Origin of the sequence: Novosphingobium panipatense (genome assembly GCF_900182875.1) — a bacterium.
In the GTDB taxonomy this organism is placed as follows: domain Bacteria; phylum Pseudomonadota; class Alphaproteobacteria; order Sphingomonadales; family Sphingomonadaceae; genus Novosphingobium; species Novosphingobium panipatense.
In genome coordinates this window covers 24,801-39,524 of the sequence record NZ_FXUI01000005.1, presented here as the reverse complement: position 1 = coordinate 39,524, position 14,724 = coordinate 24,801, and the positions used below count along the sequence as shown (strand labels likewise).

At 64.6% G+C, this 14,724-nt stretch carries 14 protein-coding genes and 1 tRNA gene; 5 read left to right on the top strand and 10 right to left on the bottom strand.

Annotated features, from left to right (window positions below):
- Positions 1-55 precede the first annotated feature (55 nt).
- Together QOL62_RS09580 and QOL62_RS09575 are read left to right on the top strand one after the other, a co-directional pair.
- Positions 56-823, top strand: a complete 768-nt coding sequence (locus tag QOL62_RS09580) for a LuxR C-terminal-related transcriptional regulator (RefSeq protein ID WP_283406070.1) — start codon at positions 56-58, stop codon at positions 821-823.
- A 218-nt stretch (positions 824-1,041) separates the two neighbouring features.
- Positions 1,042-1,275 (top strand): response regulator transcription factor, encoded by a 234-nt coding sequence (locus tag QOL62_RS09575; RefSeq protein ID WP_103727948.1) that lies wholly within the window; start codon positions 1,042-1,044, stop codon positions 1,273-1,275.
- Positions 1,276-1,529: 254 nt separating this feature from the next.
- On the opposite strand, the gene QOL62_RS09570 is transcribed toward QOL62_RS09575, so the two are convergent.
- A tRNA-Gly gene (locus QOL62_RS09570) sits at positions 1,530-1,603 on the bottom strand.
- 358 nt (positions 1,604-1,961) lie between these two features.
- On the opposite strand from QOL62_RS09570, the gene QOL62_RS09565 reads away from it, so the two are divergent.
- Entirely contained in the window at positions 1,962-3,266 is a 1,305-nt protein-coding gene (locus QOL62_RS09565; RefSeq protein WP_283406069.1) for a malonyl-CoA decarboxylase, read from the top strand.
- 18 nt (positions 3,267-3,284) lie between these two features.
- On the opposite strand, the gene QOL62_RS09560 is transcribed toward QOL62_RS09565, so the two are convergent.
- The 6 genes from QOL62_RS09560 to pepN all read right to left on the bottom strand — a co-directional run bounded on the left by QOL62_RS09560 (position 3,285) and on the right by pepN (position 10,341).
- A complete protein-coding gene (locus QOL62_RS09560) occupies positions 3,285-3,818 on the bottom strand; it encodes an adenine phosphoribosyltransferase (protein ID WP_283406068.1) in 534 nt (177 codons plus the stop codon).
- 88 nt (positions 3,819-3,906) lie between these two features.
- Positions 3,907-4,746: a cytochrome c1 gene (locus tag QOL62_RS09555; RefSeq protein ID WP_283406067.1), complete on the bottom strand. Its 840-nt coding sequence runs from the start codon at positions 4,744-4,746 to the stop codon at positions 3,907-3,909.
- Between the two features lie 28 nt (positions 4,747-4,774).
- Entirely contained in the window at positions 4,775-6,103 is a 1,329-nt protein-coding gene (locus tag QOL62_RS09550; protein WP_103727945.1) for a cytochrome b, read from the bottom strand.
- A gap of 23 nt (positions 6,104-6,126) precedes the next feature.
- The gene (gene petA, locus QOL62_RS09545; protein ID WP_103727944.1) at positions 6,127-6,660 is read right to left on the bottom strand and encodes a ubiquinol-cytochrome c reductase iron-sulfur subunit; all 534 of its coding nucleotides are present in this window, start codon (positions 6,658-6,660) and stop codon (positions 6,127-6,129) included.
- A 269-nt stretch (positions 6,661-6,929) separates the two neighbouring features.
- Complete coding sequence (pgeF, locus tag QOL62_RS09540) at positions 6,930-7,706, bottom strand: peptidoglycan editing factor PgeF (RefSeq protein WP_283406066.1); 777 nt, start codon at positions 7,704-7,706, stop codon at positions 6,930-6,932.
- On the bottom strand, positions 7,699-10,341 hold the full coding sequence (gene pepN / locus QOL62_RS09535) for an aminopeptidase N (protein WP_283406065.1): 2,643 nt from the start codon (positions 10,339-10,341) through the stop codon (positions 7,699-7,701). Before pepN ends, pgeF begins: the two co-directional genes overlap by 8 nt.
- A 101-nt stretch (positions 10,342-10,442) precedes the next feature.
- On the opposite strand from pepN, the gene QOL62_RS09530 reads away from it, so the two are divergent.
- Positions 10,443-11,288, top strand: coding sequence for a Rossmann-fold NAD(P)-binding domain-containing protein (locus QOL62_RS09530; RefSeq protein ID WP_283406064.1), 846 nt, complete (start codon positions 10,443-10,445; stop codon positions 11,286-11,288).
- Here the strand turns inward: QOL62_RS09530 and QOL62_RS09525 are convergent.
- Together QOL62_RS09525 and QOL62_RS09520 are read right to left on the bottom strand one after the other, a co-directional pair.
- A complete protein-coding gene (locus QOL62_RS09525) occupies positions 11,198-12,115 on the bottom strand; it encodes a DMT family transporter (RefSeq protein WP_283406063.1) in 918 nt (305 codons plus the stop codon). The genes QOL62_RS09530 and QOL62_RS09525 overlap by 91 nt on opposite strands.
- The gene (locus QOL62_RS09520) at positions 12,112-13,107 is read right to left on the bottom strand and encodes a threonine aldolase family protein (RefSeq protein WP_283406062.1); all 996 of its coding nucleotides are present in this window, start codon (positions 13,105-13,107) and stop codon (positions 12,112-12,114) included. Before QOL62_RS09520 ends, QOL62_RS09525 begins: the two co-directional genes overlap by 4 nt.
- A gap of 60 nt (positions 13,108-13,167) precedes the next feature.
- Between QOL62_RS09520 and QOL62_RS09515 the strand changes: the two genes are divergently transcribed.
- Entirely contained in the window at positions 13,168-13,458 is a 291-nt protein-coding gene (locus QOL62_RS09515) for a GNAT family N-acetyltransferase (RefSeq protein ID WP_103727940.1), read from the top strand.
- Positions 13,459-13,488: 30 nt separating this feature from the next.
- On the opposite strand, the gene QOL62_RS09510 is transcribed toward QOL62_RS09515, so the two are convergent.
- The gene (locus QOL62_RS09510) at positions 13,489-14,703 is read right to left on the bottom strand and encodes a M20 metallopeptidase family protein (RefSeq protein ID WP_283406061.1); all 1,215 of its coding nucleotides are present in this window, start codon (positions 14,701-14,703) and stop codon (positions 13,489-13,491) included.
- Positions 14,704-14,724 lie beyond the last annotated feature (21 nt).

The window sequence follows — 14,724 nt, the reverse complement described above, 5'->3', positions numbered from 1 at the left end:
AACCTCTTAGTGCCGTCTTGGCGACAGCCTGCCTCCATAGCTGGCTCTAGACGCGATGCACGGCTCCCTGTCCCTCGCAATCCACAATTCCATCCTTAGGGAGGGTCTTCGGCGAATCTTCATCGACGCGGGTTTCGAAGTGCTTCACTCCACCGCCCGGATGGACGATCTGGAGCCTCGGCACCTGGGACAAGGCAGACAGCACACCCTGGTCATCGAACGCGACCTCCTGCCCGAAGAAGCCCGCGCCGCTGTCGCCCGGCTTCAGCGCGCCCACCCTTCCCTGCGCATTGTCGTCCTGACGCAGGCGTTCGACTTCGACGAGATGATCACGCTCTACTCGGCCGGTGCCTACGCCTACTTCCCGCAGGATGTGCCTTACCTCTCCCTTGTCGCGGTGCTGCAGATGGTCGCCAACGGCCAGAAGGTCGCCCCGCCGCAGGTGATCGACTTCCTTGTCAGCATGCCCGCTGCCGCGCGCCCCGAGAAGGCCGCATCGCAATTGGCCCGGCTGAACCTCAGGGATCGCGAACGGCTCGTCCTCCTTCATCTTGCCAACGGATTGTCGAACAAGGCGATTTCGCGGGAGATCAGAATCAGCGAGGCCGCGGTAAAGGCGGGGGTGAAAGCCATACTGCGCAAGCTCGGCGTTTCGAATCGAACGCAGGCTGCTGTCATCGCACGGGAGCTCGCCGCCGCCTCTGGGCTGGGCTCTTCTGAAGAAAGCGAATCACCCAGGGCCGATTCGCAGCCCCCCACACCCGAAACGCCAATGGCCTCGATGGAGAGGCGTCGCACCATGCTGGACCTCGGTCGGCCTTGATGTGAGGGGCGCGACGGGTCCCTCTGCTCGTTTTTGCCGCTGTTTCATCCAATTGGATGCGTCTGCCTAATTTTTGCAATCCCATTTTAGCACTATGGCAATGGCCTTCGGGCTGAAGAGCTAAGTATAACTCCGAAATATTGCGTGACTCTCCTGAGAGTCGATGCGACACATGGTTTATGGGGTTAACTTACTTCATTTGTGTCTAGGGGGTTTCTATGGAACGAATGTCTGGAAGTGAAAACGTCCAACTTACTTCGCGTGAATTGGACGTTTTGCAGTACGTAGCGATGGGCAGATCGGCTAAGGAAACTGCAATTGAACTCAACATCGCGCCCTGTACAGTAGAACGGCACGTGGAGAACGTGCGGCTGAAGACCCGGACACGCAATCGCGCACACATGATCGCCTACGTCATTCGCGAAGGCCTTCTGACGGAAAGAAGCAACTGATCCAGCGCCAGCGCTGACGAAGGACATACGTCGTCCCGCACGACGCAAAAGGGACAGAGCAAAGCCCACTCCCCTTCGGGTCGATTACCTAAACAAAGACGCCGTTCGCGGCGCTGCATCTGCCAGCGAGCAGAACGCCCGGCCATAGTGGCAGATATGGCTGCCGCTCTCACCCGCAGTCTGGTCACCCCGACCGGGGATCGCGAACCGACTCTGTCGAAAGCCGCAATCCGTGCGGAGATCTGTGCAAGGGCTGGAGCGGGTAGCGGGAATCGAACCCGCATAACTAGCTTGGAAGGCTAGGGCTTTACCACTAAGCTATACCCGCTCATTGAGCCTGGAGACGCAGCGGGTGGCAACCGTCATGCCGCGTCGTGACGTGCGCTTGCCACGGTCTGGGCGGTTTCGTCAACGCCTCTCTTGCACGAGCCGTGGGAAATATGCCGTGACAGGGATCGCTGCGGCGAATACTCCTGTGCAACTGATTGATTCATGGGATTTATCCTGAAGTCATGACCACCTTGCTGCAACTCTCCACCGACCTTGGTTGTTCTCCGGATGCCGGAGCGATGATAGCCTCGGGCTCCCAAGGCAGCGCACGAAGCGAGGTGACGATGAACACGGCACGGCAACAGGCTCCTGGCGAAGCAGCCGCAGCACGGCGGCGCACCCCCCTGGATATCCTGATGAACTCCGGCCTCGGCAAGCTGCTGCGGGGCATCGGCATAGCTCCGCGCCAGGACAGCGGCGAAAGCCTGCTCGACCTCGCCGACGCCCTGCTCTCCTTGCGAGGTCGCGCCTCGGGGCCGGCGCTGGCTTCGGCCTTCTTCGACCTGTACGAAGCCAGCGATGTGGCCGCGCGGCAGGAGTTCCTCGCCAAGATCCATGATCGTCATCCGGCCGACGGCAAGGCGATCGACAAGGCCATAGCCAAGTGGCAGGAAAAGCGGGACGACGCATCCGCGCTTGCTCTCAATCAGGCAAGTGAGTCTGTCAGCCGCAGGCTCATCAACCAACTCAACCTGGCGCCCCAAGGCACGCGCCGCCTGATCGACATGCGGGAGGACCTGCTGGCCGTTCCCAAAGGCGCTGCGACGGAAGGTCTCGCCGCCCTGGACCGAGAGTTGGAATGTGCCTTCATCGCCTGGTTCAACGCCGGGTTTCTCGAACTCCGGCGCATCGGCTGGGACAGTTCCGCTGAACTGCTGGAACGGATCATCCAATACGAGGCCGTTCACCAGATCCAGGGTTGGGAGGACCTGCGGCGCCGTGTGGAGCCGGCGGATCGGCGCTGCTACGGGTTCTTTCATCCGCAGATGCCCGAGGACCCGCTCATCTTCGTCGAAGTTGCGTTGACGGCAGAAGTGCCCGGTTCGATCCACGCCATCATCTCCGAGGAACGCGAAGGCATCCGTCCGAGCGAGGCGAACTGCGCCATCTTCTACTCGATCAGCAACTGTCAGGTCGGCCTCAAGGGTATTCCCTTCGGCAACCACCTCATCAAGCGGGTCGTAGGGCTCCTCAAGAAGGAATTGCCTCACCTCAGGACCTTCGCCACGCTCTCACCCGTCCCCGGGTTCGCGAAGTGGCTGGCCAAGGAACAAGGGAAGGATGCCGATGGCAGCGCCACGGCGCCGGGCGCGTCAGACCTTCGCCGGCTGGCGGCGCGTTACCTGTGCGAGGCGAAGGGCAAGGGTAACCAGCCTCTCGACCCGGTGGCGCGTTTCCACCTCGGGAACGGGGCGCGGCTGGAAGCTATTCACGCCAACGCTGACCTGTCCGCAAACGGCCAGAAGCAGTCCCATGGCGTCATGGTAAACTATCTCTACGAACTGTCTGACATCGAGGCCAACTTCTTCGCCCTGACGGAACTGGGTACCGTCGCCGCCTCCAAGGGCGTCCAGAGCCTGCTGGACGAGCCAGAGGGAGGAAACCGCAAGGCGAATGGAAAGAAGGCGAAGAGCAAGAGCAAGGACGCTCTGGCTGCATGAGCCCCGCTTCAGCGGGCATCAGTCCTCAAATTTCAGCAATGCGGCCGCAGGAACACCGATTTGCCGCAGTCGGTCCGCACCGCCGAGCGCCGGAAGATCGATGGCGAACAGCGAGAGCACCACGTTGCCGCCGGCACGACGCAGCAGTTCCACGGCCGCGAGGGCGGTGCCGCCGGTCGCTATGAGATCGTCAACCAGCACGAGCCTGCTGCCGTCCTCAACGGCGCCGGGGTCGACCTCAAGCGTGTCGGTGCCATATTCCAGTGCGTAGTCGATCGCGAGCACCGGCACGGGCAGCTTCCCGGGCTTACGAACGGGGATGAAAGGCAGCTCCAGCCGCGCGGCGAGTGCCGCACCGAAGATGAACCCCCGCGCTTCGATGCCGGCAATCGCCTGCCCGCCGGCTTCCTTGGTATAGGCCGCCAGGTGATCGATCGCAGCTGAAAAGCCGGCGCCATGGCCAATCAGCGTCGTGATGTCCCGGAACAGGATCCCCGGCTTCGGAAAATCGGGAATGGAGCGTACCAGTTGGCGCAGTTCATCCAGCGTCACGTGCTTTTCTCCGATAAGGAAACGCAAGGTGCCCCGCCATCGCAGGATGGCGGGGCACCAGAGATATCACAGGGCTGACTGAATGCGCTCAGTGCTTCTTGCTGGCCCAGACATTGCGGTAGGACATATAACCCAGCACCGTCGCGAAGAGCAGGAAAAGCACGACGACGAGGCCGGTCTGGTTGCGCTTCTCGAGCTTTGGTTCGGCCGTCCAGACGAGGAAGGCGGCTACGTCCTTGGCCATCTGGTTGACCGTTGGCTTGGGGTTGCCGGGGCCGTACTCGACCTGCCCGTCTCCCGTCAGCGGCGGGGCCATCGCCAGATTGAGGTTGGCGAAGTACGGGTTGTAATGAAGGCCGTTCGGGGTCTTGGAATCCGGGAACCTCTTCAGGAGCTCCGCCGGCTGCGCCTGATATCCCGTCAGCAGCGAGTAGACGTAGGCGCTGCCATTGTGGCGGGCCTTGGTCATGAGCGAGAGATCCGGCGGGATCGCGTTGTTGTTCGCGGCCCGTGCGGCAATGTCGTTCGCGAAGGGCTTGGGGAAGTAGTCCGTCGGCATGCCGGGGCGGGTGTTTGCCTCACCCGTGTTCGGATCCGTGCCCGGAACCTGGAAGCCGGCCGCGATGGCCTTCACCTGACCTTCGGAGTAGCCGAGCTGGCCGAGATCGCGGAACGCGACGTGGCTCAGCGAGTGGCAGGCCGAACAGACTTCCTTGTAGATCTGGAAGCCACGCTGGAGCTGCTGCTTGTCGAACTTGCCGAAGGGCCCGTCGCTGGCGAGGTGCAGCGCCTTGGGGTGCTCGTGGAACTCGTGCTCGGCCGTCGGGACCGCGGGCTCGGTGATCGCCGTGTAGGCGCCCTTTCCGAAGGACCACGCGAGGGCGACCGTGAAGAACAGCCCGACGAGGATCGAGAGAATGCGTGCCATGTCTTTCGTCTTTCGCTCTAGCTGTTGATCACGCGCCGTTCACGGCGGCATCGCCATGTACGGCTTCCGTCGCGCCGTGGGCGGGGCGGAGCTGCGATCCCTCATCTGCGCCCAGCACGGATTCCGTGATGGAATACGGCAGCGGCAGCGGCTTCTCGATTGCCGAGACAATCGGGATGATGATGAGGAAGTGGGCGAAGTAGTACAGCGAGGCCAGCTGGCTGAGCATCACGTAGGGCTCTTCGGCAGGAGCGCCGCCGCAGTAGAACAGCACTGCCATCGCCGGGATGAGGCCGAACAGGAAGAACTTCTTGTAGAGCGGACGGTAATTGCCCGATCGTACCGGCGACTTGTCGAGCCAGGGGAGGAAGAACCACACCAGGATGGCGCCGAACATGGCGAGGACGCCCATCAGCTTGGCCGGAATGAAGAAGAAGTCCTGCGTGAAGGCGCGAAGGATCGCGTAGAACGGCCAGAAGTACCATTCGGGCACGATGTGCGCCGGCGTGCTCATGGGGTTGGCCGGAATGTAGTTGTCCGGGTGACCCAGGGTGTTCGGAAGGTAGAACACCATGATCGAGAACAGGATCGCGAACACGCCGATGAACCAGCCGTCCTTCGCCACGAAGTACGGGTAGAACGGCACCGTGTCGCTGCTGCTTTTCACCTCAACGCCGGTCGGGTTGGAAGACCCCGGGATGTGAAGCGCCCAGATGTGCAGGATCACGACGCCCAGGATCACGAAAGGCAGCAGGTAGTGCAGCGAGAAGAAGCGGTTGAGTGCCGCGTTGTCCGGTGCGAAGCCACCCAGCAGCCACTGCTGCAGCGGCTCGCCCACGAAGGGGATGGCGCCGAACAGGCCGGTGATCACCTTCGCGCCCCAGAAGCTCATCTGGCCCCAGGGAAGAACGTAGCCCATGAAAGCGGTGGCCATCATCAGCAGGAAGATGACGACGCCCAGCAGCCACACCATTTCACGCGGCGCCTTGTACGAACCGTAGAAGAAGCCGCGGAAGATGTGGATGTAGATGACGACGAAGAAGGCCGAGGCGCCGTTTGCGTGCGCATAGCGCATCAGCCAGCCCCAGTTCACATCACGTACGGTCTGTTCGATCGTGTCGAACGCCACGGCTGTGTTGGCTGCATAGTGCATGGCCATGACAATGCCGGTGACGATCTGGATGATGAGGCAGAGCCCCGCAAGGAACCCGAAGTTCCACATGTAGTTGAGGTTGCGCGGCACCTCGTAGCCGCCGCCCACCGCGTTGTACACGAGGCGGGGGATAGGCAGCTTTTCGTCCACCCACTTCATGAAGGGATGGCTGGGGGTATATTCCTGTGCCCAGGGAAAGCTCATGTCAGTGATCCTCTCTCTAGGGCTCAGCCGATCTTGACGACAGTGTCGGAAGTGAACGCGTACTCCGGAACCTCGAGGTTCGTGGGCGCGGGTCCCTTGCGGATGCGGGCGGCGGTATCATAGGACGAGCCGTGGCAGGGGCAGAAATAGCCGCCGAACTCGCCCTTGACCTCACCCTCGCCGGCGCCGAGCGGCACGCAGCCGAGGTGAGTGCAGACGCCCATGGTGATGAGCCAGTTCTCCTTGCCCTCCTTGGTCCGCTCCGCCAGCGTCTGGGGATCACGAAGGGACGAGGCGTCGACCGCGTTGGCTTCCTCGATCTCCTTGGGCGTCAGGTTGCGCACAAAGACGGGCTGCTTGCGGAAGATCGCCTTGATGGCCTGGCCGGGCTGGATCGCGGAAATGTCGACTTCGGTGGAGGAAGCCGCCAGAACGTCCGCCGATGCCGACATCTGGCTTACGAGCGGGATGACGATCCCGACGCCAGCGACACCCGCGGCGCTAACTGCGGCGATGTTGATGAAATCGCGCCGCCTTACGCCCTCTGTTTCTGCCATGTTTGCCCTTGCCTTGCTTTCGACAACCCACACTGCCGGGGGACCGACAGGAGGCCATCAGACCAACGGTATCCTGGTATCCCCCTTGACGGTTCGAAGCCCGGGCAAAGCCCGCTCCTCTCCCGACTTTGCGGGCCTGATATACGTGAAACCCGGCCGTGCCAACCGTGTTTTTGGTGAAGGCAAGCCACTGTAATGGCACTGATCAACTTGGACTCTACTGTCGCAGTACGACGCCGACTTGCCCGCGACTTCCCGTTCTGGCGTTCCTAAAGGTCAGGAAGACCGATCAGCGAGATCTGCCTGCCATAGGCTTCCTCCCCCCGATGCGTGGCGCGGCGGAACGAATAGAACCGGTCCGGCTGGCTGTACGTGTCAAGCCCCAGCCCTTCACAGTGGCCGAGACCGGCCGCATGCAGCCGCGCCAGAACATAACCCTGCAAATCGAACAGGTAATGCTCCGTTCGTCCCGCCTTGAAAAAGGCTGCATTCCCCAGGTCAGCTTCAAGAAACCGCTGGCAAAAAGCCTCATCCACTTCGTAGGACGACTGGGCTATACAAGGCCCTACCGCCGCGACGATACCTTTACGGGCGGCGCCCAGTGCTTCCATTGCGGCGATCGTCGCGTCGGTCACGCCCTCTACCGCACCCCGCCAGCCTGCGTGGGCGGCGCCGATGACGCCGGCCTCGCGGTCGGCGAGGAGGACAGGAGCGCAGTCGGCCGTGAGGATGCCGAGCACGGCACCGGGCTGGTTCGTGACGATGGCATCGGCCCTCGGCCTCTCGTCCTCCGGCCAGGGCGCGCCCGCCAGGGTCACGCAGTCTGCCGAATGGACCTGGTAGACAGTCGAGAGGCGCCCACCGGGGAGAACGGCCTCGACCGCGATCGCACGGTTGCGCTCGACCACGGCAGGATCCTCCCCCGAGCCGCGGCCGACGTTCAGCCCGGCCACCATGCCTTTGCTCACCCCTCCGCGGCGACCGAGGAAGCCGTGCGGCAGCCCTTCGAGAAGGTGCGCGCGGTTGACTTCGACTGCCTCAGCCAAGGGACTTGGATACCTGTTCACGCACATCGCGCGAAAGGCCCGGAAGAGCCGCGATGCGTTCCAGTTCCTCGCGCATGATCCCGGCCCGCCCGGGCTCGACGCGGCGCCACCGGCCAAGCGCCGGCACGAAGCGTGCCGCCGTCTGCGCATTGATCGGGTCCAGACGGCGGATGAGATCGCCGATCATCCGATACCCGGCGCCGCTCTCGTGATGGAAGGCGTTGGGGTTGGTCGTGGCGGTCATGTAGAGCGCCCGCACGCGATTGGGATTGGTGATCGTGAAATCGGGCCGTTGGGCAAGGACAGCGATATGATCGAGGACGTTGGGCACGAGAGCACCGGCCTGGAGCGAGAACCACTTGTCTACAACCAGCGCGTTCTGCCCGTAGCGCGCGCGGAAGTCCGCCAAGGCCTGCTCGCGCTCCGGCCCTTCGAGATCGACGAGCACCTTCAGGGCGCCCTGGCGGTCCGTCATGTTGTCGGCCGCGTTGTACTGGGCAAAGGCGCGCCGCCCGCCTTCGGCCGGATCTCCCGCGGCGATGAGCACGAGCGCCTGCGTCTTGATCTTGCGCTTGCCCCGCGCGGCGGCATCGCGTGAGTAGGGCACCGCCAGGGCGCGATCGTGCAGGGCCTTGAGGGGTTCCGCGAGGTGAGCGCCCAGCCACCGCTTGAGCGCCTGCCGCTCCTTGTGGACGGCGCCCGGATCGGAGACCGGGAACTGCTCGGCCAGATAGGCCTCGGACGGCAGGATCATCAGCTCGCCCCGCATGAGGTCATCGAGGGCGGGGTCCTCGATAACCGAACCGAGCGCCTGGCTGATGGCCGCACGTCCCGCTTCGCGCGCACGTTCGTCAAGAGTGCCGCTGATGGCCGCAACGAGGTGCTGCACCACAAGCTGCTGAAGCGCCTCGTAACGGGCGAATGGGTCGTCGTCATGTGCGGCCAGGAACACGAGGTCATCCGTCGCGCGCGGGTACTGAATGGCGACCGGAGCGGAAAAGCCGCGGTTTATCGACAGCACGGGCGGGGCCGGGAAGCCGTCGAACGTGAAGGTGTCACGCTCCTTGTCCAACACGATGAGCTTTTCGCCCCCATGCCTGCCGGTGTGGCGATCGAACAGGGCAAGGCGCAGCGGGATCGGCATCGGCTGCTTGTCGGGCTGGCCCGGGGTTGGCGGCACGGTCTGCGAGAGCGCCAGCACCGCCTGCTCCCCTTGCTGTGTCAGCTCCACCGCGACCTGCGGCGTGCCAGCCTGCGAATACCACAGCCGGAACTGCGTGAGATCGAGCCCGGTGCCGTCCTCCATCGCCTTGATGAAGTCCTCGCAGGTGGCCGCCTCGCCGTCATGCCGTTCGAAGTAGAGATCGGTACCCTTCCGGAAACGCTCCTCACCGGCCATGGTCCGCATCATGCGGATCACCTCGGCGCCCTTGTTGTAGATCGTCGTGGTGTAGAAGTTGCTGATCTCCTGGTAGGTGTCCGGTCTGATGGGGTGTGCCAGAGGCCCGGAATCCTCGGAGAACTGGGCGCCGCGAAGGACACGCACATCCTCGATGCGCTTGACGGCGGCGCTGCCCATGTCCGCGCTGAACATCTGGTCGCGCAGAACCGTGAAGCCTTCCTTGAGACTGAGCTGGAACCAGTCCCGGCATGTCACGCGGTTGCCCGACCAGTTGTGGAAGTACTCGTGCCCGATCACGCCCTCCACCGCATCGTAATCGGCGTCGGTGGCGGTTTCGGGGTCTGCAAGGACGTAGCGGGTATTGAAGACGTTGAGGCCCTTGTTCTCCATCGCGCCCATGTTGAAGTCGGAGACGGCGACGATGTTGAACAGGTCGAGGTCGTACTCGCGGCCGAAGACCTTCTCGTCCCACTTCATCGAGTTGATGAGCGATTGCATTGCATGTTCGGTACGGGCTTCGTCACCGGGCCGGACCCAGATGTTGAGATCCACCTTGCGCCCACTCATGGTCTCGAACGTCGCGTGGTTAGCCACCAGGTCTCCGGCCACCAGTGCGAAGAGGTAGCCGGGCTTGGGCCAGGGATCGTGCCATTCGGCCCAGTGCATGCCGTTCTCGCCAGGTCCGCTCGCCATGCAGTTGCCGTTGGCGAGGAGGATCGGGAACTCCGCTTTGTTCCCGCTCATGCGCACCGTGTAGGTGGAGAGCACGTCGGGCCGGTCCGGGAAGAAGGTGATGCGGCGGAAACCTTCCGCCTCGCACTGGGTGCAGAGCATGCCGTTCGACGCGTAAAGGCCCATCAGCTGGCTATTGGCGGCGGGGTTGAGAGCGGTTTCGATCTCCACCACATGCCGTTCCCCGCTCAGTTCCACCAGCAGGTCAGGCCCGTCCAGCCGCCAGTCGTTGACGTCGTGCCCGTCCACCCGGACGGCGAGGGGCGCGATCTGGTCGCCGTTGAGGCGCAACGTCGTCCCGCCCTTCCCGGCGGTGTTGCGCATGACCGAAAGACGCGCGGTGACATGCGTCGCATCAAGGCCCAGCTTGAAGTCGAGAGCGACTTCGGGGATCAGCCAGGCTGGCGGCACGTAATCCTCACGGCGGATCACAGGTGGTGGGGCGATCCCTGCGAGAGCGGCGTCATCGGTGGGTTCGGCGGGTCTGCTGGCGATGTCCATCCCCGTTACTTAGAGGCTCGACGGACGATTGCCAGCGGGAGCCGCTCAGGTTTTCCCTGTTCCGGCTCGACGTCCGTCAGCCGAAGAGCTACCGCTGAGGCATGCCTCGCCTGTTCATCTTCGGTCTCGGCTATGCCGCCGGCTTCGTCGCACGGCTGTTCGAAGCCCAGGGCTGGGAAGTTATCTCCACCGGCAAGGACGGCACCCTGTCGTTCGATGATGAAAGCAGCGTACGCCTCGCGCTCGCCGATACGGACCACGTCCTGTCCTCCGTTCCACCGGGCCGGGAGGGGCGCGGTGAGCCGCTTGATCCCGTGCTCGAGGCTTATGGGGCGCAGCTGGACGGCAAGCCGCTTTCCTATCTCTCGTCGACCGGCGTCTATGGCGACACGGGCGGCGCGTGGGTCGACGAGAGCGCGCCTGTCGGCACCGGCCGCCGCGCGGCGCGTGCTGAAGCGGACGCCATGTGGCTCGCGCGCGAAGCAAGGGTGTACCGGCTTCCCGGCATCTACGGCCCCGGTCGATCGGTACTGGACCGGGTGAAGGAGGGCCGCGCGCACAGGATCGCGCTTCCCGGGCAAGTCTTCAGCCGCGTCCATGTCGATGACATCGCAGCCGGTGTCTGGCGTGGCATCGGCGCACCGGGCGACGCGTACAATCTTGCCGACGATCTCCCCTGCTCACAGAACCGTGTGGTGGAGGAAGCATGCCGGCTGCTGCGAATCGCTCCGCCACCGCTGCAATCCGTCGACGCCGCCGGCCTCTCACCGATGGCCCGCGCGTTCTACTCCGAGAACCGACGCGTGGCCAACGGCAGGGCGCGGCGGGTGCTGGGATGGCGCCCCGTGTTCCCCACTTACGTCGAGGGCTTGCGGGCGCTCAACGCCACGACCAGCCCGGCCATCGCCAGCAGCGCGCCGCCGATGGCGAGTGGGGACCAGCGGTAACCCTCGACGAGAGTGGAGATGACCATCGCCACCACGACGACCACCACCCCGTTGTAGGCCGCCCGTCCGGCGCCGAGCTGGCGGATGAGGTTGTAGTAGAGCGGGAAGGTTACGACCGAACCGAAGATCGCGAGATAGGCGGTGCCCAGCCAGTACGCTGCGCTTGTCGGCAACACGGGCGGACCGGAGGTGACGAGGCCAAGGGCGGCGTTGCACAGCGTGCCGTAGAGCATCGACCAGGCGAGAAGGCTCACCATGGGCACACGGCGCCCCACCTCGTTGGCCTGTATGACGTTCGAAATCGACGCGCACAGCATCGCGATCAGGGCAAAGGCCACGCCCAGTACGACCTTGCCGCCCGCCGGTGCGACACGCGATTCGTGCAGCAGCAGAAGGCCGATGCCGAGGATCGCAATGGTGCTGCCCAGTGCGAAGCGCGGCTGGATGGGCTGCTTGAGCAGCAGCCGCGCCAGCACGGCATTGGGCACCAGCAGGAGCGCGATCATCAGCGCGACGATGCCCGATGTCAGGTGCAGCTCTGCCCGGTAGACGAAGTTGTAATTGCCGCAGAACTGCGTCAGGCCGACAAGGAAGGCCAGCCCGTGCCCGCTGCGGCCAAGGCTGAGCGGCTTGCGCATGGCCATGGCCACGACGAACATCGCGGGCGTGGCCAGCGCAAAGCGCCAGGTCACGGACCAGCTTGCCGGAACATCCCCGATCTGCCCGGTGATTACCCACCAGGTCGAGCCCCAGATCAGGGCGACCAGCAGGAACGGCAGGGCCACGGCCGGGCGCAGCATCGACGGCGAATCCGTGTGCGTGCTCATAGTCCGGCAAGTGCCCGCGACAGGGCGCTGACATGCTCGTCCCGCGCGTCCCACGCGGTGACGAGCCGTGCCGCATCGGCTCCCCAGTCGTAGAAGGCGAAGCCTTGCGCCCGCAGCGCCTCGCGCTCGGCGGCCGTGCAGGCGAAGAAGACCTCGTTTGCCTCTACGGGATGCAGCAGGCGCTCGGGCGCGGCGGCGGCCAGCACAGCGGCGGCTGCATTGGCGACGCGCGCGTTTTCCAGCCACAGGTCGCCTTCGATCATGGCGAGGATCTGCGCGGCGAGAAAACGGCCTTTCGACTGCAGGTGCCCGGCCCGTTTGCGGCGATAGCGGACGGCCTTCGCCGCCTCGCCATCGAAGAACACGATCGCTTCAGCGCCGAGGCCGCCGTTCTTGACGAAGCCGAAGCTCAGCGCATCGATATCACCGGCCGCTTCCGAGGCAGAGCAGCCGAGATGAGCCACGGCGTTGGCGAACCGTGCACCGTCCATGTGAAAACCGAGACCTCGGCCCCGGGCGAAGGCGGCGATGGCGGCGACTTCCTCCGGTCGATAGACGCAGCCATATTCGCTCGCCTGGGTAATCGAGATGGCGTGCGGCTGGACCTGGTGAACATCGTCGCGAATCGGATCGACCACGGCAGCGAGCGTCCGCGGCGTGACCTTGGCGTCGTCACCGTCGGCCAGCAGCAGCTTCGCACCATGGAGATAGAACCCCGGAGCCCCCGCCTCATCCATCTCGATGTGCGCTTCCCGGTGGCAGACCACCGCACCGTGCGGCGCCACCAGCGCCGAAAGCGCAAGGCAATTGGCTGCGGTGCCCGTGGCGACCCAGAGCACGGCGCATTCGCGCCCGAACAGGGCGGAGAAGGTCTCGTCCAGATGCCGGCTCAGACGGTCGCCATCGTAAGGCGCGTCGGCGGCATCAGCGGCCATCATGGCTTTCCACACGGCCGGATGAACGGCGGCGGCATTGTCGGAGGTGAACTGCATGTCCATATGCCCTGAAAGCCCGCGCGAACCGCGTCAAGCATCAACGAGGAGAACCGCATCATGGTCGGCGTAACCATCACCAGGCATGAGACCGGCGCAACCGGCGAGTACCACGCGCACATCGCCGACAGCGATCATATCGGGCGGCTCACCTGGTCCGAACGCAACGGAGTGCGCTATGCCGAGCATACCCTCGTACCGCCGCCGATCGGGGGCCGGGGCGTGGCGATGCGGCTGGTCGAGGCGATGGTGGCCGATGCGCGGGAGAACGACTTCCGGATCGCTCCCGTGTGCAGCTACGTGGAGGTGGCGTTCCGGCGTCATCCCGAATGGTCCGACGTCCGCGCCTGAAAGGGCGCTGACGGGCGCCCGAACGCCTCGTCAGTTCCATCCGCTCTGCAGGAAGCGGCTCGCCAGTCCTGCAAGGAATGCGGAGCCGCGCGGCAGGACGCGCTCGTCGATCATCATCTTCGTCGAGTGGATGCCGCAGCACTGGCGCCAGTCCGCGCCTTCCTGGCTCGCCCCGAGGAAGAACATGGCGCCCGGCACTTTCTCAAGCACATAGGCGAAATCCTCCGCCCCCATGATGGGATCGGCGAGACGCAGGAACGCCTCGCCTTCCAGGACCTCGCCGGCAACCTGCTCACCGAAGTCCACCGCCCGGGGATCGCACAGGGTGACGGGAAAGCCCTGCATGATCTCCGTTTCGGCCGTCAGCCCGTGAGCACCTGCGATACCGGCGGCCAGAAGCTGCAGTTCGTCCCGGAGACGTGAGCGGTTGAGCGGCGACAGGGTGCGCATGGTGCCAGTGAGATGCGCGCTGTCGGGTATCACGTTGTGCGCGGTGCCCGCCTCGATCTTCGCGATGGTGACGACAACGGGATCGAATACGCTGAAGCGTCTGGCCACCATCGTCTGGATGGCGCCCACGATCTCGCACGCGACCGGCACGGGATCGCGCGTGTCATGCGGCATCGATGCATGCCCTCCGCGGCCGGTAACCGTGATCCGGATCTGGTCCGCAGCGGCCATCAATGGCCCCGCCCGGCCGGTGACCACGCCATGCGGCGCGTTCGGCATGATGTGCAGCGCGAAAGCGGCGTCAGGCAGCGGCCGCGCGGCACTCTCGCCGCCCAGCAGACCATCTTCCAGCATGAACCGGGCGCCGTGGTAACCTTCCTCGCCCGGTTGGAACATGAAGCGGACCTCGCCGGCGATGTCCGGCGCCCGCGCCGCCAGAAGCTCCGCGGCGCCCACCAGCATGGCAACGTGCGTGTCGTGCCCGCAGGCGTGCATCAGGCCCGGCACCTTGGATGCGAAATCGAGCCCCGTCTCCTCCGGCATCGGCAGCGCATCCATGTCGCCGCGCAGGAGGACGCAGCGACCGCTTCCCCGACCGCCCTTCAGCGTGGCGACAAGGCCTGTCGTGGAGGGGCCCTCCGCCCATTCGAGGGGAAGATGGTCAAGTGCGGCCCGGATCTTGTCCCGCGTTCGGGGGGTATGCAGCCCGATCTCGGGCTCGGCATGAATCGCCCGCCGGAGCGCGACGATACGGTCGGACAGGGCGGCGGCATCAGCTGCAAGGGAGACGGTCATTCCGTCATGATAGCCATGGCC

Excerpts from the sequence above, each read along its gene's own strand:
- QOL62_RS09565 (WP_283406069.1), top strand. The coding sequence starts at position 1,962 with ATGAACTCCGGCCTCGGCAAGCTGCTGCGGGGCATCGGCATAGCTCCG.
- QOL62_RS09555 (WP_283406067.1), bottom strand. The coding sequence starts at position 4,746 with ATGGCACGCATTCTCTCGATCCTCGTCGGGCTGTTCTTCACGGTCGCC.
- QOL62_RS09525 (WP_283406063.1), bottom strand. The coding sequence starts at position 12,115 with ATGAGCACGCACACGGATTCGCCGTCGATGCTGCGCCCGGCCGTGGCC.
- QOL62_RS09550 (WP_103727945.1), bottom strand. The coding sequence starts at position 6,103 with ATGAGCTTTCCCTGGGCACAGGAATATACCCCCAGCCATCCCTTCATG.
- QOL62_RS09510 (WP_283406061.1), bottom strand. The coding sequence starts at position 14,703 with ATGACCGTCTCCCTTGCAGCTGATGCCGCCGCCCTGTCCGACCGTATC.
- petA (WP_103727944.1), bottom strand. The coding sequence starts at position 6,660 with ATGGCAGAAACAGAGGGCGTAAGGCGGCGCGATTTCATCAACATCGCC.
- QOL62_RS09530 (WP_283406064.1), top strand. The coding sequence starts at position 10,443 with ATGCCTCGCCTGTTCATCTTCGGTCTCGGCTATGCCGCCGGCTTCGTC.
- QOL62_RS09515 (WP_103727940.1), top strand. The coding sequence starts at position 13,168 with ATGGTCGGCGTAACCATCACCAGGCATGAGACCGGCGCAACCGGCGAG.
- QOL62_RS09575 (WP_103727948.1), top strand. The coding sequence starts at position 1,042 with ATGGAACGAATGTCTGGAAGTGAAAACGTCCAACTTACTTCGCGTGAA.
- pepN (WP_283406065.1), bottom strand. The coding sequence starts at position 10,341 with ATGGACATCGCCAGCAGACCCGCCGAACCCACCGATGACGCCGCTCTC.
- QOL62_RS09520 (WP_283406062.1), bottom strand. The coding sequence starts at position 13,107 with ATGCAGTTCACCTCCGACAATGCCGCCGCCGTTCATCCGGCCGTGTGG.
- QOL62_RS09580 (WP_283406070.1), top strand. The coding sequence starts at position 56 with ATGCACGGCTCCCTGTCCCTCGCAATCCACAATTCCATCCTTAGGGAG.